Here is a 23,842-nt window from a genome sequence, read left to right as displayed (position 1 = left end):
CAGCCACACATGATCAGGGAGTGCGACCATGGCACGCGCGCAGCACGGGACCACCGCCCGGGTGAAGTCCCGCACCGGTCTGCTGCCGCTCGCCGCCGGCATCCTGTCCGCAGTGGCCCTGACCGGAGCCGCCTTCGCGACCGTCGAAGCGGCCGGATGCGAGGGCCCCGCCCAGTACATCCGGCACGACAACCACATCGAACTGGTCGGCGGCTGCGTCAACGGCACCGAACTCCCCGCTACGACCGGCACCCGGCACGCCACTGCGCTGCCGGAGGACAGCAAGCCCTGACCAACTGGCCGGGTTTCGGCCGCACTGGTCTTGAGCCTGGGCGGCGATGGTTTCGCCGGACTCGTCAGGCACGGCACTCGCCGGGTGGCAAAGGTTTCGGCGGGCTCGCCAGGCGGGGCGAGTATGCGGCTCGCCGGGTTGTTGCGACCGGCTCGCCAAGCGAAGCCGGTAAGCGGCTCGTCGGGTTGCGACGGGCTCGCCAGGCGCGACTGGTAAACGGCTCGCCAGGTGGCAAAGATTTCGCCGGGCTCGCCAAGCGAGGCCGGTAAGCGGTTCGCCGGGTTGCGACGGACTCGCCAAGCGAGGCCGGTAAGCGGTTCGCCGGGTTGCGACGGACTCGTCAGGCGCGGCACGGAAGCGGCTCGCGGGATGGCACTGGGTTCGCGAGCTGGGAAATGGTTCGCCGGGGCGGCGGTTTATGCGTGATTCGACCGCTGACGTGGCTTGACCAAGCCAAGCGAGACAGCCCAGGGCCCACACAAGCAGGCGACTTCGGCGAAGACGGCCACGCCTAGCTCTGGAACTGGCCCTCGCCCCCGGCAGTTTCGGCGATGACAGAGGGCAGACTTGCGCGGCCAGGCAAGCCCTGGCCGCCTGGCCCGGCCGAACTTCGGCTGAGTTGAGCAGCTGAGGCTTGGGGCGGCAAGGGCTTCGCCAGGCGAGGCGCGGAAGCGGTTCGCCGGACGGCGACGACCTCACCAGGCTCGTCAAGCGAGACGGATAAGCACTTCGCCGGACAACGACGACCTCACCACACCCGCCAAGCGAGACGGATAAGCACTTCGCCCAACAACGACAACCTCACCACACTCGCCAGCCGATACCGGGAAGTGGTTCGCCGGGTGGCAAATTATGCGGGATCCGATGCACCAGCGACTGGGAGCAAGCGAAAACGCGGTCGCTTCAGAACCCGTCGCACGACAGCGCTGCCGGGCAAGCCTGGTTGCGACGACCCGTCATTCAGCGCGGAGGCCGGGCGGCAGCCACGCGGCGACCGGCCTAGACACAACCATGGGACAGGCTGTGGTCAGGCAAGACCAATCCGCTGGCCGTGGACGGGGGGCACCGGAAACCAGCGGCCCGTCCAGCCAGAGTCAGCCGAGCGCCTGCGTAAGGTCCGCCACCAGATCGCGACCGTCCTCGATGCCCACCGACAGCCGGATCAGGTCTTCCGGGACTTCCAGCGTCGAACCTGCCGTCGAGGCGTGCGTCATCTTGCCCGGGTGCTCGATCAGGCTCTCGATGCCGCCGAGCGACTCCGCCAGCACGAACAGCTTCGTGCGGGACGCGACCTCCAACGCTGCCGCCTCGCCGCCCGCGACGCGGAATGACACCATTCCGCCGAAGCGGCGCATCTGTTTCGCCGCTACCTCGTGGCCGGGATGTTCTGGCAGGCCGGGGTAGTAGACCTTGGTGACCTTCGGGTGCTTCGCCAGGGTGCGGGCGACCAGGTCGGCGTTGTCGCTGTGCCGTTCCATCCGCAGGGCCAGCGTCTTGAGGCCGCGCAGGGTCAGCCACGCGTCGAACGGGCCGGGGACGGCACCCGCAGCATTGCGCAGGTAGAAGAGCTGCTCGCGCAGTTCGTCCTCGTTGGTGACGACCGCGCCGCCGACGACGTCCGAGTGGCCGCCGAGGTACTTGGTGGTCGAGTGCACCACGATGTCCGCACCGAGGGCCAGCGGAGTCTGCAGGAACGGCGTGGCGAAGGTGTTGTCCACGACCAGCCTCGCGCCCGCGTCGTGGGCGGCGCCGGCCAGCGCGGCGATGTCGGCGACGCCCAGCAGCGGGTTGGTCGGCGACTCGCACCAGATCAGCTTGGTTTCCGGACGCATCGCGGCCCGTACGTCGTCGATGCGGCTCAGGTCGGCGACCGTGTGCTCGACACCCCACAGGCTGAGCACCTTGTCGATCAGCCGGAACGTGCCGCCGTACGCGTCGTTGCCGAGGACCAGGTGGTCGCCGGGGCGCAGGACCGTGCGCAGCACCGCGTCGGACGCGGCCATGCCGGACGCGAACGCCAGCGTGTGCCGGGCGCCCTCAAGCGAAGCGAGGGCTTCCTCCAGCGCGGTCCGCGTGGGGTTCGCGGTGCGCGAGTATTCGTAGCCGCCCTCGCGGGTGCCGCCTACGCCGTCCTGCGCGTACGTGGACGTTTGGTAAATCGGCACGATAACGGCACCCGTGCGGGGATCGGGCTGCTGCCCGGCGTGGATCGCGCGTGTTTCAAAACCCAGGACGGAGTAGTCGTCGGCCATGGTTCCCAGGGTACGGGGCACCCCTGACAATCCCATCAGCTGGGAGGCAACTCACCATGCGGGAGAGGCTGCCGGTACAAACCCGCACCGGCAGCCCGCGGTCACCAGCCCTGCGGAGCCGGGTAACCGCCCTGGGCCGGTGCGTCCGGGCGGTAGTTCACCCAGTCGGCGGTCGGCTTCACGATCGCCAGCACCAGGGTCGCGATCGGCGGGATCAACCCGATCAGGGCACCGCCGATGCCCGCGCCCAGCAGCCGCGCGCTGCCCGAGTATCCCGCGGTCATGACGCCGGCGAGGATGCCGCTCAGAACGGTGTACACGATCACCAGCCCGCAGCCGATGATCGTGCACAGCCGGGCGGCCGGCTTGTGCAGGAACAGGCCGATGCCGCCGAAGAACAGCAGGCCGACCAGCACCGCGTTCACCACGATCGACGCGTAGAGCTGCCAGACCGTGACGTGGATGGCCGAGATCGCCACCACCGCGACGATGACCGAGATGATCGCGAAAATCCCGCCGATGATCGCGAGGATCCCGGCGATGATCGCGGTCGCGCCGTTCGGCTTCTGCTGGTACATGCCCGGTCCTCCCGGGTACGCCGGGTACGGCTGACCCGCGGCGGGCGGGGCGAACGGCTGCTGCGGGGCGCCCGGGTACGGCTGGGCCGGGGTCGGCTGGCTCGCCGGGTACTGCTGCCCGGGGAACGGGCCGCTCTGCGGCTGCTGGGGCTGGCCCTGCGGGTTCTGGGGGTAGGTCACGGGGAGTCCTCGGTGCATCTGGTCCCGCCGGGCGGCGGGCGGAGTGCTTGTATCGTGCCAGGTCCGTCCCGGTTTCGGGGCGGATTTACCACTGTCGCGAGGGTGACGAAGCAGGCACCACGGGTGCGCGGTACCGCAGGTAGCCGAAGGTCCGCGGCAGCCCGGCCAGCACGAGCACCAGCAGCACGGCGGCGGCGAGCGTGACGCGGTCCAGCGCGGCGAAATTCTCGAACCGCAGCAGCGTCCGGAAGTACTGGACGTACGCCGGGGAACCGCTCAGCGCTGGTTCCAGCAGCAGCGCGACGAGGGCGAGCAACGCGCCCGCGATCAGCAGGACCGCACCGGCTGTCGCGCGGAAAAAGGTCGCGATCGCGCCGATCAGCAGGGCCAGCGAAGCGGCAAGGTACGCGGCGAGATCGGCGAGTGTCAGCGGCGAGAGGTCACCGAGGCTGAATCCGGAAGGAATGTCGAGGAACAGCCTTGCCGGAAGGTAGCCGGACGTCGCGGCGGCGACGAGCCCGAACAGCCCGGCCGCGATCGCGGTGCTCCCGTTCGGCCGGTGCGGAGCCGGCTCCGCCAAGGAGGATGCCCGTTCCCGCTGCCGTGCCGGAAGTCCGTGCAGGCCGCTCACGGCAGGCCCCCCTCGGGCTGGAAAGGCGATTCGGACGGCGCTCACCCTAGCCCGGAAACGCACGGTTGGGGACCGGCGCGAGCGCATGTGCGGCGCAATTCCCCCAGCTGCCGGAACCGCCGGGAAAAGCCCACCAGCTCCCCGCGAACCCCGCGAAAAACGGACCGGGAACGACGAAGGGCGCCGCCGTCGGGAGACGGAGGCGCCCTTCGCGGAGATTCAGCGAGTCACCACTGCTGCGGCGGCTGCTGGCCCGGCTGGCCGTAGCCCGGAGGGGGCTGCTGCCCGCCCGGCGGCGGGTACTGGCCCGGCTGGCCGAAGCCGCCCGGCTGCTGCGGCGGCTGGCCGTAGCCCGGCTGCGGGCCTGGCTGGCCGTAACCGGGAGGCGGCTGCTGCCCGAAGCCCGGCTGCGGGTTCGCGCCGCTGCCCGGGTTCGGACCGCCCGGCTGCGGGAAGCCCCCGCTGTTCGGGTTCGGGCCGCCGGGAGGCGGGAAACCACCGGGCTGCGGCTGACCGAAGCCCGGCTGTCCGCCGCCGAAACCGCCCGGCTGCTGCGGGCCGCCAGGGCCACCGGGGCCACCAGGGCCACCGGGACCGCCGAAACCACCGGGGCCGCCCGAGGACGAACCGAGGCCGACGTACTGCGAGGTCGCCGGGATGATCGCGACCACGCCGATGATCAGGATGATGATGCCGAGGATCAGCGTCAGCATGCCGCCGCCGCTCGTCGCGCTGGAGGAGGCGCCGCCGTACTTGTCGGCGAAGGAGCTGCTGACCGAGGTCCCGGACTTCGCCAGGATCGAGAACAGCAGCAACAGCACGCCGCCGACCAGCACGCCGATCGGGGCGAGCTTGCGCATCACGGCCGCGCGCGAGGCGAGAGCCAGCGCGACGCCGCCCGCCAGCGCGACCACCGCGCCGACCAGGATCATGATCACGTAGAACCACAGCGTGCCCGGCGAGGCGAGACCGGCCTCGTCGAACAGCTTCTGGTACCGGCTCGAGCTGTCGTACAGCTTCGAGTAGTCGCTGGTGTCGCTCATGTAGCTGAACGAGACGATCAGCGCGATCAGGCCGAGCACCGCGGTGACGCCGCCGGCGATGTAGCCGTACAGCGCGTTCCCGCCGCCTGCCGACGGCGCGGCGGACGCACCGAACGGGGCGGGCTGGCCGAAGCCCTGCGGCGGCTGACCCGGATGGCCGAACGCGCCCTGCGGCGGGGTGCCGAAGCCGCCCTGGTCGTACCCGCCCGGCTGGCCGAAGCCCTGCGGCGGCTGACCCGGCTGACCCGGCTGCCCGGGCTGACCCGGCTGGCCGAAGCCCTGCGGGGCGCCGAACCCGGCGACCGCGGCCGGGTTGTCCGCCGCGCTCGGCGGCGGGGCGTACGGGATGTTCTGCGGCTGCTGGCTCGGCGGGACCAGCTGCGTCGACTCGGCGTTGCCCTCGGCGCTCACGGGGTTGACCACCTGGGTGGCGTTCGAGTCAGCCGGCTGTCCCGGCTGCACGACCTGCGTCGGTTCCGGGGTGTCGCCGAAGGTGCCGCCGCCCTGAGCGGGCTGCTGCGGCTGGCCCGGCTGGACCACCTGGGTCGGCTCCGACGCGCCGAAGGGACTGTCCTGCTGCGGTGTAGGACCACTCGACGGGCCCTGCGGCGGCTGCTGGCCGCCGTCCCAGGGCTGGTTCGGTGGCTGCGGAGCACTCATGTGGGTCTTGAACCCCCTTGACGAGGACGCGAAAAAGTTCTATTCGGCCGTAACGCTATCGGATGCCCGGCCGGGACGCGCGCAGACGCCCCGGCCGGTCGCCGTGAGCTTGCGGCTATCGGCCCGCGAGGAACGCGAGCAGATCGTGCCTGGTGACGACGCCCGCCGGCTTGCCGTCGATCAGCACCAGCGCGCCGTCGGCCCCTTCGAGCGCCTTCATCGCCGCGCTCACCTGCTCGCCTGCCCCGATCGTGGGCAGCGGCGGCGACATGTGCGTTTCCAGCCGGTCGGCCATGTGTGCCTTGCCGGTGAACAGCGCGTCGAGCAGGTCGCGCTCGTTGACCGCGCCGACCACCTCGGCGGCCATCACCGGCGGTTCGGCGCTGACCACGGGCATCTGGCTCACGCCGAATTCCGCCAGGATGGCCACCGCTTCGGCGACCGTCTCGTTCGGGTGCGAGTGCACGAGGCTGGGCAGCGCGCCGGATTTGCGGGTGAGCACGTCGCCGACGGTCGCGCCGGAGGAATCCGGCGGGAGGAAGCCGTAGGACGACATCCAGGCGTCGTTGAACACCTTGGTGAGGTAGCCGCGGCCGCCGTCGGGCAGCAGCACGACCACGACGTCGTCCTCGGTCAGCCCCTCGGCCAGCTTCAGCGCGGCGGCCACGGCCATCCCGCACGACCCGCCGACGAGCAGGCCTTCCTCGGTCGCGAGCCTGCGCGTGGTCTCGAAGGAGTGCGCGTCGCTGATCGGGATGATCTGGTCCGCGACGTTCCGGTCGTAGGTTTCCGGCCAGAAGTCCTCGCCGACGCCCTCGACCAGGTACGGCCGTCCGGTGCCGCCGGAGTACACCGAGCCCTCGGGATCAGCCCCGACGACCTGGACACGGCCGTCGCTGACCTCCTTCAGGTACTTGCCGGTGCCGGAGATCGTGCCGCCGGTGCCGACGCCCGCGACGAAGTGGGTGATCTTGCCGTCGGTCTGCCGCCAGAGCTCCGGGCCGGTGGAGTGGTAGTGGCTGGCCGGGTTCTCCGGGTTGGCGTACTGGTTGGGCTTCCAGGCGCCCTCGATCTCGTGCACGAGCCGGTCGGACACGTTGTAGTACGAGTCGGGGTGCTCGGGCGCGACCGCGGTGGGGCACACGACGACGCGGGCGCCGTACGCGCGCAGCACGTTGCGCTTGTCCTCGCTCACCTTGTCCGGGCAGACGAACACGCACTGGTAACCCTTGCGCTGGGCGACCATGGCCAGCCCGACCCCGGTGTTGCCCGAGGTGGGCTCCACGATCGTGCCGCCAGGACGCAGCTCGCCGGAGGCCTCGGCGGCCTCGATCATCCGCAGCGCGATCCGGTCTTTCACGCTGCCGCCCGGGTTGACGTACTCGACCTTGGCGAGCACGAGCGGCTTGAGCCCCCGCGTAAGCGAATTCAGCTTGACCAGCGGGGTGTTGCCCACGAGGTCCACGATGTGTTCTGCGTACTCCACGCGACCAGCCTAAACAGCCGGGTGCCAGACGGGCCAGCGCGGGACCGGCAGGCGGTCTCCGGGTGCGCGTCGGGGCCACGGGCGGCGCCAGGCGAGGTCGAGCCTCCCCGGCGCGGACCTCAGGCAGCCACCAAGCCGCGCGTCGACACCGGGGTCGGCCCGAGGGCCGCCGCACGCCGATCCGTGATCCCGTCCCGGAGATCCGTCCCGGCCCGCAGTGCCGCGCAGTAACGCTTGATGGCCACCATGACCGGTTCACCTCCTGATGGGGATCCTTCTTCTTGTTGACTCTTCACGGATCTTAGTGGTTCCGCGGTTATTTCGAAACACCCGAAGGAACCAGCCGGAGCCAGCCGTCGTCGCCGCGTTCTTCGGTCCAGCCGGGCGGCCAGGAGCGTTTGTAGCCGGGCTTCGCGAGCACACCGGCCAGCCCGGCTTCCGAGTGCACCCCGAATTCCACGTGTTTCTCGAACTTCGCGCCGCGGAAGACGTCGCGCTCGCCGCCGAAAACGGTGCCGCGGAAGTCCGCGCGTTCGAGGAACACCGCTTCGTGGAAATCGGCTTTAGTGCGGAATTCGGTGCCGCGGAACGTCGCGAATTCCTGGAATTCAGTCTGATAGCACACGATGGAACGGATTCGGCAGTGCGTGAGGGTGAGCGCGATGATCTTGGCTCCGGAAAAGTCGAGGTCGATGTCCGGCCAGTACGACCCGTTCGGCTCCTCGCCGCCGCCCGGACGCAGGTGCAGCATCAGTATCCGCTGCGCGGCCTTGCGGACCTGCGCCTCTTCGTCCGTGCCGTCCAGCGGCATCCGCAGATACGCGCAGAGCACGTTGACGATGGTCTGCCGCTGGTCCGCGTGGCTTTGCGCGAGCCGTTCGAGCGCGTACAGCCCGGCCAGCCGGACCGGGGCCTTGTCGCTGCCGAGCTGGTCGGCGGCCTTGCCGTACATGTCGGTGATCCGGCGCTGGGTCGCGTCGTGGTCCTTCTGTTCCAGATCCAGCTCGGCGGACCGCTGCCGTCGCGCGGCGAGCAGGAGCGCGGCCGCGCCGCCGGTCCCGACGACGATGCTGGAGGCCGTGCGCAGCGCGTCGAGCCGCGACGAATCGGCCGGGGTGCCGCCGCCGAGCAGCCACAGCAGCAGCGCCGCCGCGACGGCCGCGAGCAGCACGATGCCGGTCCCCCACCAGGCGATCGTGCGGGTGGACAACACCCGGTTGCGCTCTGTCACGGCAGAAATCCTCCCACGGACGCAAGGTGGTGCATGTCGCCTTCGGCTTTCGAACGGACGCCGGACGCGGCAAGATGGTGAGCAACCGCTTAGTGCCGCCGACCCGAGGATGTGTCTGTCATGCCCGAAGCCGTCATCGTCTCCACCGCCCGCTCCCCGATCGGCCGCGCCGGGAAGGGCTCGCTCGTCGGGATGCGCCCCGACGACCTGGCCGTGCAGATGGTGCACGCGGCGCTGGACAAGGTGCCCCAGCTGGACCCGGCCGACATCGACGACCTGATGCTCGGCTGCGGCCTGCCCGGCGGCGAGTCCGGCTTCAACATGGGCCGCGCGGTGGCCGTCGAACTCGGCTACGACCACCTGCCCGGCTGCACGATCACCCGGTACTGCTCCTCCAGTTTGCAGACCACCCGGATGGCGCTGCACGCGATCAGGGCGGGCGAGGGCGACGTCTTCGTCTCAGCGGGCGTCGAGGCCGTGTCGCGGTTCGCGAAGGGCAGCTCCGACTCCTGGCCGGACACCCACAACCCGCTGTTCGCCGACGCCGAGGCGCGCACCAAGGCCACCGCCGAGTCCGGCGCGGACAGCTGGCAGGACCCGCGCGAGAACGGGCAGCTTCCGGACGTCTACATCGCGATGGGCCAGACCGCGGAGAACCTCGCGCGGCTCAAGGGCGTCACCCGCGAGGAGATGGACGAGTTCGGCGTGCGGTCGCAGAACCTCGCCGAGAAGGCCATCGCGGACGGTTTCTGGGCCAAGGACATCACGCCGGTCACGCTGCCGGACGGCACCGTCGTGTCGAAGGACGACGGGCCGCGCGCGGGTGTCACGATCGAGGGCGTGTCCGGGCTGAAGCCGGTCTTCCGCCCCGACGGCCGGATCACCGCGGGCAACTGCTGCCCGCTCAACGACGGCGCGGCGGCTGTCGTGATCATGTCCGACACGAAGGCGCGCGAACTGGGCCTGACGCCGCTGGCGCGCGTCGTGTCCACCGGTGTCACCGGGCTGTCGCCGGAGATCATGGGCTACGGCCCGGTCGAGGCGTCGAAGCAGGCGCTGTCCCGCGCCGGTCTGTCCATTTCGGACATCGACCTGGTCGAGATCAACGAGGCGTTCGCCGCGCAGGTCATCCCGTCCTACCGCGACCTTGGCATCGACCTCGACCGGCTGAACGTCAACGGCGGCGCGATCGCGGTCGGCCACCCGTTCGGCATGACCGGCGCGCGAATCACCTCGACGCTGATCAACTCCCTGCAGCACCACGACAAGCAGTTCGGCCTGGAGACGATGTGCGTCGGCGGCGGGCAGGGCATGGCGATGGTGCTGGAGCGGCTTTCCTGAGCGCTCGGGAGTGGCGATCGCGGTTCTGAACCGCGACTGCCACTCACGACGCCGTTCGACGAAAAGGCGCGATGAACGTCCGGGAGCGGAGAGAGCCACTCGGTGCTGGGGTGCTTTCCCCGCCGCGCAAAGAAAAGGGCTGCCCGCTGATGATCGCGGGCAGCCCTTTTCCGTGGAGCGTCAGTGCATCAGCACCGGCGGAGCGACCTCGTCGGACTCCGCGGCCGCGGGCACCACGCGCTTCTTCGGCAGGAAGAACGCGGGCACCAGGCACAGCGCCAGCAGGATCGTGCCCCACAGGAACGTCGTCGCGAACGACTCGCCCGCGAGGCGGGCCGCGGCGTCGTGGGTGGCCGGGTTCATCGTCGCCGCGGTGGCGACCAGCTGGCCCTGGCTCGTCGGGACGCCGAACTTCCCGGCGAGCAGCGCCGCGAGGATGATCGACATCACCGCGGACCCGATCGCGCCCGCGGTCTGCTGCAGGATGTTCGTCGCGGTCGAGGCCTTCGCCATGTCCTTGGACCGCAACGTCTGCAGCGCGGCCGAGGTGATCGGCATCATCGTGCAACCCATGCCGACGCCCATCACGAACAGCGCGGCCAGCAGCTGCCAGTACGGCGTGGTCGCGCTGACCTGTGTGAACACCACCATGCCCAGCACGATCAGGACCAGGCCGGGCAGCACGATCCGGCGCGGCGCGATCTTGTCCGCCAGCCGCCCGGTGATCGGCATCGCCAGCATCGCGCCCAGCCCCTGCGGGGCGAGCAAAAGTCCCGCGTTCAACGCGGTTTCGCCGCGCACCAGCACGAAATACGTGGGCAGCAACAGCATCGCACCGAAGAACCCGACGCAGAACACGGCCATGGTGATCATCGCGACCGAGAACGAGCGGTTGCCGAACAGCTTCAGGTCGATCAGCGGGTGCTCCATGGTCCGCGCCCGCAGCACGAACGCGACGAGCAGCACGATCCCGGCCAGCGCGGGCAGCCACACCTCGAGGTCGGCGACGGTGCCGGTGGACGGAATCCGCGAAACGCCGAAGATCAGCGCGGCCAGGCCCGGCGACACCATCAGCATGCCGAGGAAGTCGAACCGGTTGCCGGGTTCCGGCTCGTCCTTCGGCAGCAGCCGCAGCGCGAGCAGGAAGGCGATCAGCCCGATCGGGACGTTGATGTAGAAGATCCAGCGCCAGCTCACCGCGTCGACCAGCCAGCCGCCCAGGATCGGGCCGCAGATCGGGCCGAGCAGCATCGGCACGCCCAGCACGGCCATCACCCGGCCGATCCGCTGCGGACCGGCCGCACGGGTCAGGATCGTCATGCCCGCGGGCATCAGCATGCCGCCGCCGAGGCCCTGCACGACACGGAACGCGATCAGCGATTCGACGTTCCAGGCGAGCCCGGCGAGCATCGAGCCGATCAGGAAGGTGCCGATCGCGAGCAGGTACAGCCGTTTCGTGCCGAACCGGTCGGACGCCCATCCGGTGACCGGGATGACCGTCGCCAGCGCCAGCATGTAGCCGGTCGCGACCCACTGGATGGTGTCGAAGGACGTGGCGAACTGGATGGTGAGCTTCTGGAGCGCGACGTTGACCACGGTGGTGTCGAGGATCGCCATGATGGCGCCGAGCACCACCACGGAGGCGACCTTCAGCACTCCCCGGTCGAGTTTGTCACCGGCATCCGGCGCGGCCGGAGTCGCGGGTGCGGACATGCGGAACCCCATCTGTTAGTGGTGATGCGCAAGCCCGCGACGCGACAATACGACCGCGGTTCCCCCTTGCGCGCGCTCCAGACTAGCCGAGCGGCAAGCGGCGACGCAGCCATTTTCGCTTCCGGCCGAACACGTGGGGACTTTTCGCGCGGTCGCCATGACCTGCGAAAAGCCCCCCGGCTCGGGTCAGCAGATACTGTCTGTGCGCACCGGGTTGCCCAAACCGAACAACGGCCGCAGTTTCAGCCCGATCCACGTGCCGAAAAGCGCGAACGCGCCCCACAGCCAGCCGTGCAGGCTGCCGACGGAAATTCCGCCGAGGTACGCGCCGATGTTGCAGCCGTTCGCCAGCCGCGCGCCGATGCCCATCAGGATTCCGCCGAGAATCGCGGCGACGGCGGTACGCCACGGGATCGAGCTGTGGATCTTCCACGCGCCCGCGGCCGCCGCGGCGACGAACGCGCCGATCATGATGCCGATGTCGGTGAGGCTCGTCTTGTCCTGCCAGATCGGCTTGGACAGCGACGTCGCGTTCGCCTTCAGCTGCCAGAACTCCCACTGCTCCGGGTGCAGCCCGAACACCTGGAGAATTTTCGCGCCCCACAGGCTGAACGCGCTCGTGACGCCCCAGATGCCGCCGGAAACCAGGTACACCGCGCCGGCCAGCACGCCGAGCACGACGGCTCCGACGAGGATCGGCCAGGAGCCGCGGAAGATCCGGGCGAACCCGCGCGCGGTCGGCACCGTGTCGACCGGCGGCGGCACGCGCCGCTTCTGCACCACCCGGGTCGCGAGGACGATCGCGGCGAGCACCGCGATCGTGATCGCCCACGAACCGAACCAGCCGACGTGGTCGGCCAGCAGGAATCCGGAAACCTGCGGCCAGCCGGTGAAAAGCGGGTAGCCCCAGGTGTAGAGGACCGAACCGGTGATGAACCCGCCGAGGGTCAGCACGATTGTCGACTGCCCGGCCCCGACCGCGAACAACGTCCCGGACGCGCACGCGCCGCCGAGCTGCATGCCGATCGCGAACAGCGTGGCTCCGACGAACAACGCGAGCCCGATCGGCCCGACGTTCGCCACCGGCACCGGTTTGCTGCCGAAGAGGCCCGCACCGGTGCCGCAGATGAGGGCGATGAGCGTCGCGGCGGTGCCGAGCAGGAGGGTGTGCGCGCGAAGTCCCTGGCCGTTGCCGACGGCGATCAGCTGCCGCCAGGCGGACGTGAACCCGAAGCGGGAGTGGAAAAGCGCGAGGCCGAGCGCCAGCCCCAGCACGAGCAGGACCCCGAACTTCGCGCCGTGCGCGGCCCAGACGTAGGCGGTCAGGCCGACCGCGAGCACTGCGGCGACGGCCAGCGGGACGACCTTGACCGGCTCCTCCGGTTGAGGCGCCGGAGCCGCGCAGGAGGTGGGGAAATCGAGCAGTTTTCGCTCGTCGACAGGGGAATCGGTGGTCGCCACCACGTCTCCTGGGGGTGTCGGGGATGAACGGGGCCCGCCCGGCGGCGGGCGGCAATCCACGTTAGGTCCCCGTGCGCCCCGGACGCAGCCTGTCTCACGGAGTGCGACGAACGGCCGAAACCGGGCGTCCGGACGGCCCCTTTGTACCGCCCCGGTCAGCTCTTGACGCAGATCGCTTCCGCGGGGTCGGAGTACCAGCGGGCGGCGGTCGAGCCGCTGCCCTCGCACGCTGAGCGGTCCTTCGCGCCGGGCACCAGCTTGACGATTTCCGCGTTCTTCCGCGGGTCCGTGCACGCGACCTTGCGGTAGGTCGTCGTCGCGGTCTGGAGCCCGGCCAGGCAATCCCCTTGCCGCACGTTGGGAACGAGGCAGAGCACGCGGTGGTTCTTGCCGCCGGTGGTGTAGCGGTAGTAGTCGCCGCGCGGGCAGGTGCCGCTCCGGTTGGCGCGGACGACCGCGACCTTGACGTTCGCCGCGGGGTCGGCGCAGTCGACGGTTTTCGTCGTCGTGGTCGAGCCGGACTTCTCGATGTGCATGCAGTCGCTGGCGTGGGTGTTGCTGGTCGAGTTGCCGAACTTGAAAAAGCCGATGACGACCCCCGCCGCCACGACCACCACCGCGACGGCGATCAGCACCACGGTCCGGGTCGGGAACGCGCGCTTCGGACCCGGCCGCGGCGGCATCCCGCTCGGACCGTAGTGCTGCTGGAACGGCGACGGACCGTTCTGGCCGTAGCCCGGCTGCGGTCCGTGCCCGTGCGGGGGAACGCTCACGTGATGCCTCGCAAACCCGAAAGAAAGATTCCGACCGGGCACATCCAACACGACGCCCGCGGGGGCTCGCAGAGCTTCGAGGCAGAAACCAGAAAAGGCGCTCCGCGTAACGCGGAGCGCCCCTTCCCGGGAAACCTGCGCGAGAAGCTAGTCGCGCAGGTAAGACAGCAGACGCAGGATCTCGAGGTACAGCCACACCAGCGTGGTCATCAGGCCGAAGGCGGCGTACCACGCCCACTTCGACGGCATGCCGGCGCGGATCATCTTGTCGGCCTGGTCGAAGTCGAGCAGGAAGCTGAACGCGGCGATGCCGATGACCACCAGGCTGAAGACGATGGCCAGCGGGCTGCCGTCGCGCAGCGGGTTGAAGCCGAAGAACACCGCGGTGACCAGGTTGACCAGCATGAGGATGGCCACGCCCGCGACCGCGCCGACGATCCACTTGGTGAGTTTCGGCGTGACCTTCACCGCGCCGGTCTTGTAGACGACCAGCATCGCGACGAACACGCCCGCGGTGCCGATGAGCGCCTGCAGGGCGATACCCGGCAGGAACACCTCGAACAGGCCGCTGAGCGCACCGAGGAACAGGCCCTCGGCACCGGAGTAGACGAGCGTGAGCGGACCGCTCGGCTTCTGCTTGAAGATGATGACCAGCGACACGACGAGGCCCACCACGAGCCCGCCGATCAGCGCGCCGAGGAGCGGACCGCTCGGCGAAAGCCTGCCGAGGGAATCGCGCACGAGCTGGGTCTGCGCCCAGACCGCGGTGAGCACGCCGATGACGAGCGCGACGCCGAGCGACATGCCGGTCTTGATGACGACGTCGTCGACCGTCATCGGACGGTCGGCGGAGGCGGTGCCCATCTGGCCAGGGCCGTAACCCGGGACGCCGCCTTGGCCCTGCGGCTGGCCGTAGGGCTGGTCGAAGCCGACGTTCGGCCCGTACTGCCCGGTCGCGGCCGCGCCGCGCGGGAGATTGCGGAACGCCGGGTTGCTGCTGGAACGCACCTGTCCTCCTGGACTTTATGGCACCTTGCATCGGGTTCAACGACCGCGGCGGCTCGCTGGTTCCCGTTCGGGTAAAGCCGATTTTACTCATCACCCGCGCGGGTGGGACGCCCCCCGTTACGGCCACCGTAGGCGATGAAGGTCACGACCGTTCACCGCAGGTCACCCGATGGTCTCTAGACAACCCCCATGGTGACCCGCGAACCTTCACATCGCGTGTCCGGGAAGTGACCGAACGCGTGTCGGGGAGTTATTCGATCAGGTGAACTGCGAAGACGTCGTTCCGGCGTCGGCGGGCACGTCGAAGGAGCCAACACACCATGGGGTGGATCTCACGCCCGCGCGCTCGCTGGCGCGCGGCTACTGGGCTGGTCGCGACCGCGCTGCTCGGCGCACTCTCCGTAACCGCGCTGGGGACTGCTCCGGCCTCGGCCGACGCCATCACTGGCCACGGCCGAAACATCGAGCACAAAGAGGCAGACGGCGTCACGTACAAGGATTGGCTCGGCTCCTACAAGGTGGGCGGCAAGGACGTGTTCTGCGTCAGCTTCCACCTGAAGGCACCGGACAGCGACGAGGAGTACCAACCAGGTCAAGATCTGCTGACGAAGTGGGGCAAGCCGCTGGAGCCCGACATCGCAGGCAACATCTCGTACCTGCTGTTGCGTTACGGCACCACCTCCAATGACGACGAGGCCGCCGCGCTGGCCCACCTGCTGCACTCGTGGACGGCTCCGACGCAAACGCCCGGCGACACGGACTTCGGCACACCCCCGAACAAGGCGGCCTATCCCGAGGACAAGTACTTCAAGCTCCTCACCCCGGAAGCCGCCAAGGATGTGGCCACGATGAAGGCCGAGGCCAAGGCGAACCGCGGCCCGTGGACCGCGTCAGTCACCGCGCCGAAGGGCGATCAGCACATCGGCCAGCCCGCGACCTGGACGGTCACGGTGAAGAACTCCGAGGGCAAAGGCATTCCGGACGTTCCGGTGAAGCTGACCGCCACCGACGGGACTATCGGCCAAGCGGACAAGCAGTCGGACACGGAGAAGGCTTCGGACTCTTCCTCCGGGAACTCCGCGCCGCAGGCCGCGCAGAAAGACACGACGCTGAAGACCGAGGCCAACGGCACGGTCACGGTGAAGGTCACGCCGACCGGCTACCAGCCGAAGCTTGTCGCGTCGTTGTCCGCGCCCGCCGACAAGCCGAAGGTGCAGAACCCGGTCAAGACCACGGACGGAATCCAGAGCGTCGTCGGCACCGGCGGGGAAAAGCAACTGACCGCGCAGGGCATGGTCGCGGTAACGAAGCCGGGCAAGGTGCAGGTCACCAAGACCGACGCCAAGACCGGCAAGGGCATCGGCGGCGCGACGCTGCGGGTCACCGGCAAGGACCGCAAGACCGCGGCCACCAGCCAGGACGGCAAGCCGCTCACCGGGCCGGACGGCCAGCCCGCCGTGGTCACCACCAGCGGCGACAACGGCACCGCGACCGTCGAGAATCTGCTGGCCCCGCAGGAGGTCTGCGTGGTCGAGGTGAACGCGCCGCCGGGCTACACCAACGCGTTCGACCCGAACAACCCGCCCGCCGCGTGCGGATCGCTGGCGCCGGGCGGCACACTTGCGCTGACTGTGGCCAACACGCCGAACGAAGTGCCGCACGCGATCCCCGCCGGCGACCTGCCGGTGACAATGGCCAAGGGCACGGTCGAAACGAGCTTCTCCACCGGCGGCATCGCGGGTCTCGCGGCGCTGGTGCTCGTCGGTTCGGCGCTGGTCGGGTTCGCCGCTCGGCGGTCGGCCCGGCGGTAAGCGAAAGCAGTAAGGGCAATGAGCGGAAAAGGACGGCTGGTCGGTGGGTTCGTGCTCGGCGCGGCAAGCGTGCTGGCGGTGGAACTCGCGACGGTCGTGATCAGTTCGCCGCCGACGACGGTGGTGGCCGGGAGCGCGTCCCCGGTCACCGCCGCGGTTCCGGCCGCACCCCCGCAGCAACTGGCTCCCGCGCCACCGCCGTCGAGCAGTGCGGTGCCGCCTAGCAGTTCGGCGGCCGCACCGCCGGCCGCGCCCGCGGAGCACCGGCAAGCCCCGGAACCGGGGCCGCAGGCGCCGGGCACGATCCGGCTGCCCGGCGGCGGGACCGCGGCGATGGTGCGCCAGGACCTCGGGCCGGGCAGCACGCTGCCGGTGCCGTCGGACATCGGCCAGGCGGCGTGGTGGGGCGCGGACCTGGAAGCGGTCAGCGGCGCGAGCGTGTTCGCGGGCCACGTGAACTGGCGCGGCGCGACCGGGCCGTTCTCCGAACTGTGGAGCGAGCGCATCGGCGGCGTGGTGACGATCGTGGACCGCGCGGGCAAAACGAGCCGGTACCGGATTTCGCAGCTGGTCACCGTGCACAAGAACGATCTGCCGAGCCGCGCCGACGATCTCTTCGGCCAGGCCGGTCCGCACCGGGTGGTCCTGGTGACCTGCGGCGGGCGCTGGATCGGCGGGAGCGACGGGTACGAGGAGAACCGCGTCGTGATCGCGGACCCGGAGTGAGGGGTCCCCTCGTGACCCGCTAAAACCGCGCGAGGGGTCCATTCGCGCAGTTTTTGGCCGATCCGTCGCTCGCGGAAATCCGCTGCCACCTGCGGAACCTCCCGCGGACACTAAGTTACTTGCGAGTAACCTCACCCTGCCGCGTTGTGGTCAGGGCGGCGTCCATGCAGCAGAATGCCCATGGGTCCAGGCGGCGGCACGGCGGAGGGTGATGGAGATGGCGACGTTCTTGGTGACAGGCGCGACCGGGTTGATCGGGCGCCAGGTCACCCGGCAGCTGCTCACCCGGCCGGAGGTGGAACGGGTCGCGCTGGTGGTGCGCGCGTCGTCGCGGGAGAAGCTGGCCGCGCTCGTCGACGGATGGCCGCATCCAGACCGCGTGACGCTGGTGACCGGCGACCTCGGCGAACCGCTGATGGGAGTGTCCGAAACGGACCGGGAGGCGCTGCGCGGCGTCGACCACGTCATCCACCTCGCCGCGCTCTACGACATCACCGCCGACGACGAAACCAGCATCCGGGCCAATGTGGACGGTACGCAGAACGTCATCGACCTCGCCGCGGACCTGAACGCCGGGTGCCTGCACCACGTCTCGTCGGTCGCCGTCGCGGGCGACCACGAAGGACTGTTCACCGAGGACATGTTCGACGTGGGCCAGCGGCTGATCACGCCGTACCACCGCACCAAGTTCGAGGCCGAGAAGCTCGTCCGGGACCAGCACGAGGTGCCCTGGCGGGTGTACCGGCCGGCGGTCGTGGTCGGCGATTCGCAGACCGGCGAGATGGACAAGATCGACGGCCCGTACTACCTCTTCCCCGCGATCAGCAGGCTCGCCGGGTTGCCCGACATCCCGTCCGCCGGGCCGGATCTGGGCGACACCAACGTGGTTCCGGTCGACTACGTCGCGAAGGCCCTGCTGGAACTGGTCACCACGCCGGGTCTCGACGGCCGCGCCTTCCACCTCGTCAACCCCGAACCGCAGCCGGTGGTGGCGGTCTACAACGCGTTCGCCCGCGCCGCCGGAGCGCCGACGATCACCGTGCAGCTCGGCGACAAGGTGTCGAAGGGAATCGTCGGGCTGGTCAAGCTCAGCGAGCACATTCCGGGGTTCACGATCGCCCGCGACGCGGTGCTGGAGCGGCTCGGCATTCCGCCGGTGCTGCTGGAAACGATGGCTTTCCCGTCGGTGTTCGCGTCGACGGAAACGCGGAAGGCGCTGGCCAGCAGCGGCGTCGAGGTGCCGCAGCTCGAGGAATACGCCGCGACGCTGTGGCGCTATTGGCGCGAACACCTCGACCCGTTCCGCGCGCGCAAGCACGGTCCGCGCGGCGAACTGGACGGCCGCCGGGTGATCATCACCGGCGCGTCGTCGGGCATCGGCCGGGCGACCGCGCTGAAGGTCGCCGCGGCGGGCGGGGTGCCGCTGCTGGTCGCGCGCAGGCAGCACGAACTGGAAGAAGTGCGGGACGAGATCATCACGGCGGGCGGCACCGCGTCGGTGTACCCGGCGGACCTCACCGACGAGGATTCGGTGCGCAAGGCCGTGGACGCGATGCTGTCCGAACACGGCCGGATCGACATGCTCGTGAACAACGCCGGCCGCTCGATCCGGCGCTCGATCAAGCTGTCCTACGACCGGATGCACGACTACGAGCGCGCGATGGCGATCAACTACTTCGGCGCGGTGCGGCTCATCCTGGCGGTCCTCCCGCACATGTCGGAGCGGAAATTCGGGCACATCGTGAACGTTTCCTCGATCGGCGTGCAGGGAATCGCGCCGCGGTTTTCCGCCTACGCCGCGTCGAAGGCCGCGCTGGACTACTTCTCCCGGATCGCGGCGACCGAAACGCACGGCGACGGGATCACCTTCACCACCATCCACATGCCGCTCGTGCGCACGCCGATGATCCGGCCGACGAAGATCTACGACGCGTTCCCCACGAAATCGCCGGAGCAGGCGGCGGACATGGTGCTGAAAGCGCTGATCCAGCGTCCGAAGCACATCGGCACCCCGGCGGGCCAGGCGATCGGGCTGACCTACACGCTCGCGCCGGGGCTCACCGACGCGATCGCGTACCAGGGTTTCCGGATTTTCCCGGACTCCGCGGCGGCGGGCGGCAGCGGGAAACTGAAGATCGGGCGGGGCGAGAAACACCTGTCCCGCGCGGCGATGGCGCTGGCCCGGCTGTCGCGCGGGTTCCACTGGTAGTGACGGCTTCGCGCGGCGGGTGAGGCCGTTCAGGCGAGATCGCCGCGAAGAATCGACCCGGGGCGGTGATTCACCACTCCTGGCGGCACGCACGCCAGGTGCGCGGGTACGGTCGTGGGCATGGTTCCCGAGCGAGACAACGGCCTCCTCCCGCTGCGGCGCGAGTACACCGAAGCCTGGCGCGGCTTCGACCGCACCGAGGTGCGGCAGTACCTCGACCACCTCGAAGGCCAGCTGCACCGGCTGATCACCGACCGCGACGCGGCGGCCGCCCAGGTCGCCACGCTGTCGCGCGAACTCGAGACGACGCGCGGCGAGGTGTCGAAGCTGCAGTCGCGGGTCGAGGAACTGATGAAGCCGCCGGAGCGGCTCGAGGACCTGGACGAGCGGATGCAGCGCACCGTGACGCTCGCGAACGCGCGGGCCGAGGAGATCACCAAGCGCGCGCAGGTGGCGGCCGAGAAGCACTGGGCGTCGTCCACCGAGGCGTCCACGAAGCTGCGCGAGCGGTACCACCGCTTGGTCGAGGAGCTGGACAAGCAGGCCGAAGCGCTGCACTCGGAGCACGAGGCCGCGCTGCAGGAGACCCGCGCCGAAGTGCAGCGGCTGACGGTCGAGGCGGCGCAGCGCCGGGAACTCCTCGACAACGAAGCCGAGCGCAAGCGCCGCAAGATCGAGCGCGACTTCGACGCGAAGATCACCGCCGAGCGCACCGCGCACGAAAAGATGATCGCTGACCAGCGCACGGCCAGCAAGAACCAGGCCGAGCGCCGCATCTCGGAAGCCACCGCGGAGGCGACCCGCCGCGTCGAGGAGGCGACGGCGGAGGCCAAGCGCCGTCTCGACGAGGCGACCACGCAGGCGGCCCAGCGCACCACCGCGGCGACACGGAAGGTGGAGCGGCTCGCCGAGATCCGCGAACAGGCCCGCAAGAACCTGGCGATGGCGGACGAGGTCCTCGGCCGCAGCGAAAACTTGCTGACGGCGCTGCCGTCGGAATCGGTGCTGCCCGCCGCGTCGAAGCTGGTCGGCGGCGACGACCCGGCCCAGCCGGACCCCTCGCCGGGGCCCGTTGAGCCGAAGGCCGCACCGTCGCCGAAGCCGAAGAGCGGGAACGGTTCGGGTGCCAAGGCCACGACCGGGAACGGCTCGTCCGGGAGCGGTGGGGCGACGGAAAGCTCGGCTGGAAACGGCGCGAAGAACGGGAACGGTTCGACGAGCAACGGCGCGAAGTCCCAGCCGCAGGCGGCGGGCAAGCCCAGCAGCTGAGCCGCAACCGGCAGTAAGCCCGCCAGCCCGGACGACGGGGTGGCGGGCAGTCAGCTGCGGCTATCCGAGCAGACCTTCCACACGCAGCTTGGAAGGAACAACGGACCACCGCGCGAAGCTGGCCCGCCCTCAGGGGTTCGCGGCGCGCGCTAGTAGTCGCGCTGCCCGCCAACGTGCGCCCAGGCCAAGTCCATGAGAGCCACCTTCAGGGACTCTGATTCCCTCAGAGGGTGTTTCGAAACCCGGTGGCGTGGTCGGGCGTTAGCTGTGATATCGGGGCGGCGTGGCGTTTATCGGGCGGTTGTGTGCAAGCTGCCGTGTAACACATGNGATTCAGCGACTGACCACGCGGGTTTCGAAACACTCTCTCAGGGTTCCCCTCACGGACCGCAGGATCCCCCTAGACCGTCCGCGGCCAGGGGTTCGCCGATTCCAGTTCCGCCGCCAGCCCGAGCAGCACCGGCTCCCCGCCGGGGCGAGCGACCAACTGCACGCACATCGCCAGGTCATGGACGGGATGCCGGGCCACCGGAACGGACAGCGCCGGGTATCCGGCGAGGTTCCACGGACCGGTGAAAGACGCCACTCTCGATGACGGGACCGCGTTCGCCAGCCAGGATTCGCGGTGCCAGCGGCGGGCTTTCAGCGGGAGCGTCGCCAACGTCGGGGTCACCAGCACGTCGTGGGACTCGAAGAACTGCGCCGCGATCGCCTCCCATTCGTCTCGGGCGCGGTCGTTGACCAGGCGTGCGGTCAGACGGCCTACCCGGACGTGGGTTCGCGTGCGGGGCTGGAGGCGGGACAGGTCGAAGGAGCCCACGGCCTGCTCGGCCGGACCGGCGAGCCAGCGAGCGACCAGGCCGCCCAGGGCGCGGAGCGGGTAGGCGGGGGTCGCGGAAGTGACCGAGTGGCCAGCCGACAGGAGTTCGGCTGCCCGCTCGACGGCGGCGCGAAGCGGGCGAGACAGCGGGGCGCGGGTGAACGGGACCTGGGTGGAGGTCGCGATGCGCAAGGGGCCCGGAGTCGCCGTCGTTGCCCATTCCGGGCGGTCGGCCAGGACGGACATCAGGAGGGCGGCGTCGGCGACCGTCGTGGTCAGCGGGCCGTGGGTGGAGAGGCCGAACCAGCCTGGGTTCTCTTCCCAGACCACGTCCCGGCCCGGTTTCAGGCCGACGATTCCGCACATTCCGGCGGGGAGGCGGATGGATCCCAGGCCGTCGGTGCCGTGGGCGATCGGGACCAGGCCCGCGGCTACCGCGGCGGCGCTGCCGCCGGAGGAACCGCCTGCGGTGAAGGCCGGGTTGCGGGGATTGCGGGCGATCCCGGCGGGGTCGTCGCTGGTCGGGAAGATGCACAGCTCCGGCACGCGGGTCAGGCCGACGATGACCGCGCCGGCCGCGCGCAGGCGGGTGGCGATCAGACCGTCGGCGGCCGCCGCCTCGCGCGGGCCCGCTTCCGAGCCCCAGCCCAGGTACTCGCCAGCGACCTCGGTGACGTCCTTGACCGCGACGGGGACGCCGGCCAGGGGCAGCGAAGCCAGGTCCGGGCGGGCCGCGACTTCGGCGGCTTCGGCTCGGGCCTCGGCGAAGCGCACTCGGCGGAAAGCGCCGACGACGCCGTCCGCTGCCGCGATCCGGGCGAGAGCTTCCTCGGTCACCTGGACCGGGTCCAGCTCTCCTGCCCGCACTCCGCGGGCGATCTCTACCGCCGTCTGCACCATGATCAGCAGATTAGATCGCGCCGGCGCGCAGGGCATAGGCCACGGCGTGCGCACGATTGTTCAGACCGCATCGGGTCATCAGGCCGTACAGCACGTTCTTGACCGTCCGCTCCGAATAACAGAGCTTCGTCGCGATCTCCTCGGTGCCGTAGCCCTCGGCGACCAGCCGCAGCACGTCGCATTCGCGCGACGCCAGGCCGGACAGCGTGAGGCCGTTCGGCTCCAGCACGTCGCGGCGCATCCGCTGCACCTGCGCGAGCAGCGCCCCCTGCAGCCGCGGCGGGAGCGTCGCGGTGCCGTCACCCGCGGCCAGCACTGCCGCGACCAGTTCGCCGCCGCCGGTTTCGCGACGCGGCAGGATCGCGACGACCCCGCATTCGACCGCCGTCATCAGGTCGCTCTCGCGGAAATGGTCGACCACGATCACCAGATGCGGTCCGGTCAGCTGCTCGGACTGCCTGCCGAGGTCCCGCACCTGCGACAGCACCCGGTCGGTCACGTGCTCCTCCATCACGAGGACCACGTCCGCCTGGCTCGCCGCGTCCTGGCCGACCATGACCAGCTCCGGGCGCGAACCCAGCAGGCTCGCGGCTCCGGCCCGGGTGATCGGGTCCGAGGCGAGCACTGCGACCTTGACGAGCTTCACGACTACCCCCTCCACATTGCCTGGGCCCACTGTGCCGGGCGAGACTTCACGTTTTCTGGCGTGCTGGTGAAGGCCGGTGAAGAAAACCGGGGTTTTCCCTGTTCAGCGGCCTCTTTTCGGGTCTTCGGAAGAGATCTCGCGGAACGCTTGCGCCGCCCGGTCGAGGCATTCGGGCATCCGGTCGAGCGCGGTGGCCCACTCCCGTTTGGCCTCCCGGTAGCGAGCGCGCGCCGCGGCGGGCCAGCCGGCCACCTCGGGTTCCACCGCGGACTCCAGTTCGGCGAGCACCGCGCCGAGGTCGCCGGTGGTGCGGCGGATCCGGGACAGCACCTCGGCGGCCTGGTCGAAGCTGGGGTCGCCGCTCATCGGTGATCGGCGCACCGCACGCGCTCATCTGAGCACTTTGCGGTGGTGGACGCGGCCGTACCGCGCGCGCCGTCCACGAGATCTGCCAGACTTGCCAGAATGCGATCGAACTGCTGCTCCCAATCGTTCATCGCCTGGCCGAACCGCACCGCCGCCTCGCCGCGCCACGACGCCTGCAGCGCCGCCATTTCGCTGTTCACCGTGCCGAAACAGGCGTTCGCCGCGTCGATCGCCGCCGCGAACCTCGCCCTCGCCGGGGCCGGAACCGGGTCCACGCCTCCTCCTCACCGTCGCCGCGCCGAAGCCGCGAATCGAGCGCGCGGGTTCCTCATCGAGGCTGCCGCAGGGATTCCCGTTCGGAAACCGGGGAGCGCGGCCGATGCCCCTTTGTCGGGACAGGTGTGCCTGCCGGACCGCCCGGCCGGTTTGCCCGGCGTTCACCGCCG

Annotated in this window: 21 protein-coding genes; 6 read left to right on the top strand and 15 right to left on the bottom strand. The window is 70.1% G+C overall.

The features are described 5' to 3' along the window. The first annotated feature begins 28 nt into the window (after nt 1–28). On the top strand, nt 29–292 hold the full coding sequence (locus tag A4R44_RS02085) for a hypothetical protein (RefSeq protein ID WP_067575844.1): 264 nt from the start codon (nt 29–31) through the stop codon (nt 290–292). A gap of 1,094 nt (nt 293–1,386) precedes the next feature. On the opposite strand, the gene A4R44_RS02080 is transcribed toward A4R44_RS02085, so the two are convergent. The 7 genes from A4R44_RS02080 to A4R44_RS02055 all read right to left on the bottom strand — a co-directional run bounded on the left by A4R44_RS02080 (nt 1,387) and on the right by A4R44_RS02055 (nt 8,353). Next, nucleotides 1,387–2,544, bottom strand: coding sequence for a cystathionine gamma-synthase (locus A4R44_RS02080; protein ID WP_067575842.1), 1,158 nt, complete (start codon nt 2,542–2,544; stop codon nt 1,387–1,389). Between the two features lie 101 nt (nt 2,545–2,645). Continuing rightward, on the bottom strand, nt 2,646–3,302 hold the full coding sequence (locus A4R44_RS02075; protein WP_093573319.1) for a hypothetical protein: 657 nt from the start codon (nt 3,300–3,302) through the stop codon (nt 2,646–2,648). A gap of 85 nt (nt 3,303–3,387) precedes the next feature. After that, nucleotides 3,388–3,933 carry a hypothetical protein gene (locus tag A4R44_RS02070; protein WP_232791463.1) on the bottom strand — a complete coding sequence of 182 codons (546 nt, stop codon included), beginning with the start codon at nt 3,931–3,933 and terminating at the stop codon, nt 3,388–3,390. Between the two features lie 227 nt (nt 3,934–4,160). After that, entirely contained in the window at nt 4,161–5,636 is a 1,476-nt protein-coding gene (locus A4R44_RS02065; protein WP_095213151.1) for a hypothetical protein, read from the bottom strand. A 115-nt stretch (nt 5,637–5,751) separates the two neighbouring features. Continuing rightward, nucleotides 5,752–7,122 carry a cystathionine beta-synthase gene (locus tag A4R44_RS02060; protein WP_067575839.1) on the bottom strand — a complete coding sequence of 457 codons (1,371 nt, stop codon included), beginning with the start codon at nt 7,120–7,122 and terminating at the stop codon, nt 5,752–5,754. A 119-nt stretch (nt 7,123–7,241) separates the two neighbouring features. After that, nucleotides 7,242–7,370: a hypothetical protein gene (locus A4R44_RS51655; protein WP_255366053.1), complete on the bottom strand. Its 129-nt coding sequence runs from the start codon at nt 7,368–7,370 to the stop codon at nt 7,242–7,244. Between the two features lie 68 nt (nt 7,371–7,438). Next, a complete protein-coding gene (locus tag A4R44_RS02055) occupies nt 7,439–8,353 on the bottom strand; it encodes a pentapeptide repeat-containing protein (RefSeq protein WP_093573322.1) in 915 nt (304 codons plus the stop codon). 120 nt (nt 8,354–8,473) lie between these two features. Here A4R44_RS02055 and A4R44_RS02050 point away from each other — a divergent pair, with 120 nt between their 5' ends. Next, a complete protein-coding gene (locus A4R44_RS02050; protein ID WP_067575837.1) occupies nt 8,474–9,694 on the top strand; it encodes an acetyl-CoA C-acetyltransferase in 1,221 nt (406 codons plus the stop codon). A 180-nt stretch (nt 9,695–9,874) separates the two neighbouring features. Here A4R44_RS02050 and A4R44_RS02045 read toward each other — a convergent pair whose 3' ends face one another. The 4 genes from A4R44_RS02045 to A4R44_RS02030 form a co-directional block, all read right to left on the bottom strand. Beyond that, on the bottom strand, nt 9,875–11,407 hold the full coding sequence (locus A4R44_RS02045; protein ID WP_067575835.1) for a DHA2 family efflux MFS transporter permease subunit: 1,533 nt from the start codon (nt 11,405–11,407) through the stop codon (nt 9,875–9,877). Between the two features lie 186 nt (nt 11,408–11,593). Then, nucleotides 11,594–12,871: a YeeE/YedE family protein gene (locus A4R44_RS02040; RefSeq protein WP_369805798.1), complete on the bottom strand. Its 1,278-nt coding sequence runs from the start codon at nt 12,869–12,871 to the stop codon at nt 11,594–11,596. A gap of 152 nt (nt 12,872–13,023) precedes the next feature. Then, nucleotides 13,024–13,641 (bottom strand): hypothetical protein, encoded by a 618-nt coding sequence (locus tag A4R44_RS02035; protein WP_198545136.1) that lies wholly within the window; start codon nt 13,639–13,641, stop codon nt 13,024–13,026. A 147-nt stretch (nt 13,642–13,788) separates the two neighbouring features. After that, nucleotides 13,789–14,649, bottom strand: a complete 861-nt coding sequence (locus A4R44_RS02030) for a Bax inhibitor-1/YccA family protein (RefSeq protein WP_067575829.1) — start codon at nt 14,647–14,649, stop codon at nt 13,789–13,791. A gap of 320 nt (nt 14,650–14,969) precedes the next feature. Here A4R44_RS02030 and A4R44_RS02025 point away from each other — a divergent pair, with 320 nt between their 5' ends. From A4R44_RS02025 to A4R44_RS02010, 4 genes are all read left to right on the top strand, one after another. Continuing rightward, nucleotides 14,970–16,460 (top strand): collagen binding domain-containing protein, encoded by a 1,491-nt coding sequence (locus A4R44_RS02025; RefSeq protein WP_067575827.1) that lies wholly within the window; start codon nt 14,970–14,972, stop codon nt 16,458–16,460. Nucleotides 16,461–16,478: 18 nt separating this feature from the next. Further along, entirely contained in the window at nt 16,479–17,186 is a 708-nt protein-coding gene (locus tag A4R44_RS02020; RefSeq protein WP_067575825.1) for a class F sortase, read from the top strand. 217 nt (nt 17,187–17,403) lie between these two features. Further along, nucleotides 17,404–19,395 carry an SDR family oxidoreductase gene (locus tag A4R44_RS02015; protein WP_067576532.1) on the top strand — a complete coding sequence of 664 codons (1,992 nt, stop codon included), beginning with the start codon at nt 17,404–17,406 and terminating at the stop codon, nt 19,393–19,395. Between the two features lie 120 nt (nt 19,396–19,515). Next, entirely contained in the window at nt 19,516–20,664 is a 1,149-nt protein-coding gene (locus tag A4R44_RS02010; protein ID WP_067575823.1) for a cell division protein DivIVA, read from the top strand. A 400-nt stretch (nt 20,665–21,064) separates the two neighbouring features. Here the strand turns inward: A4R44_RS02010 and A4R44_RS02005 are convergent, their stop codons facing one another. From A4R44_RS02005 to A4R44_RS01990, 4 genes are all read right to left on the bottom strand, one after another. Next, a complete protein-coding gene (locus tag A4R44_RS02005) occupies nt 21,065–22,384 on the bottom strand; it encodes an amidase family protein (RefSeq protein WP_067576530.1) in 1,320 nt (439 codons plus the stop codon). Nucleotides 22,385–22,394: 10 nt separating this feature from the next. After that, complete coding sequence (locus A4R44_RS02000) at nt 22,395–23,030, bottom strand: response regulator transcription factor (RefSeq protein ID WP_067575820.1); 636 nt, start codon at nt 23,028–23,030, stop codon at nt 22,395–22,397. Between the two features lie 102 nt (nt 23,031–23,132). Beyond that, nucleotides 23,133–23,396 (bottom strand): hypothetical protein, encoded by a 264-nt coding sequence (locus A4R44_RS01995; RefSeq protein ID WP_067575819.1) that lies wholly within the window; start codon nt 23,394–23,396, stop codon nt 23,133–23,135. Further along, complete coding sequence (locus tag A4R44_RS01990; protein WP_067575817.1) at nt 23,393–23,671, bottom strand: WXG100 family type VII secretion target; 279 nt, start codon at nt 23,669–23,671, stop codon at nt 23,393–23,395. The genes A4R44_RS01995 and A4R44_RS01990 overlap by 4 nt, the downstream gene beginning before the upstream one ends. Nucleotides 23,672–23,842 lie beyond the last annotated feature (171 nt).

This window comes from Amycolatopsis sp. M39, assembly GCF_001651785.1.
Classification (GTDB): domain Bacteria; phylum Actinomycetota; class Actinomycetes; order Mycobacteriales; family Pseudonocardiaceae; genus Amycolatopsis; species Amycolatopsis rubida.
The sequence above is the reverse complement of the archived record's forward strand: the minus strand, read 5'-3'. Positions and strand labels throughout refer to the sequence as shown.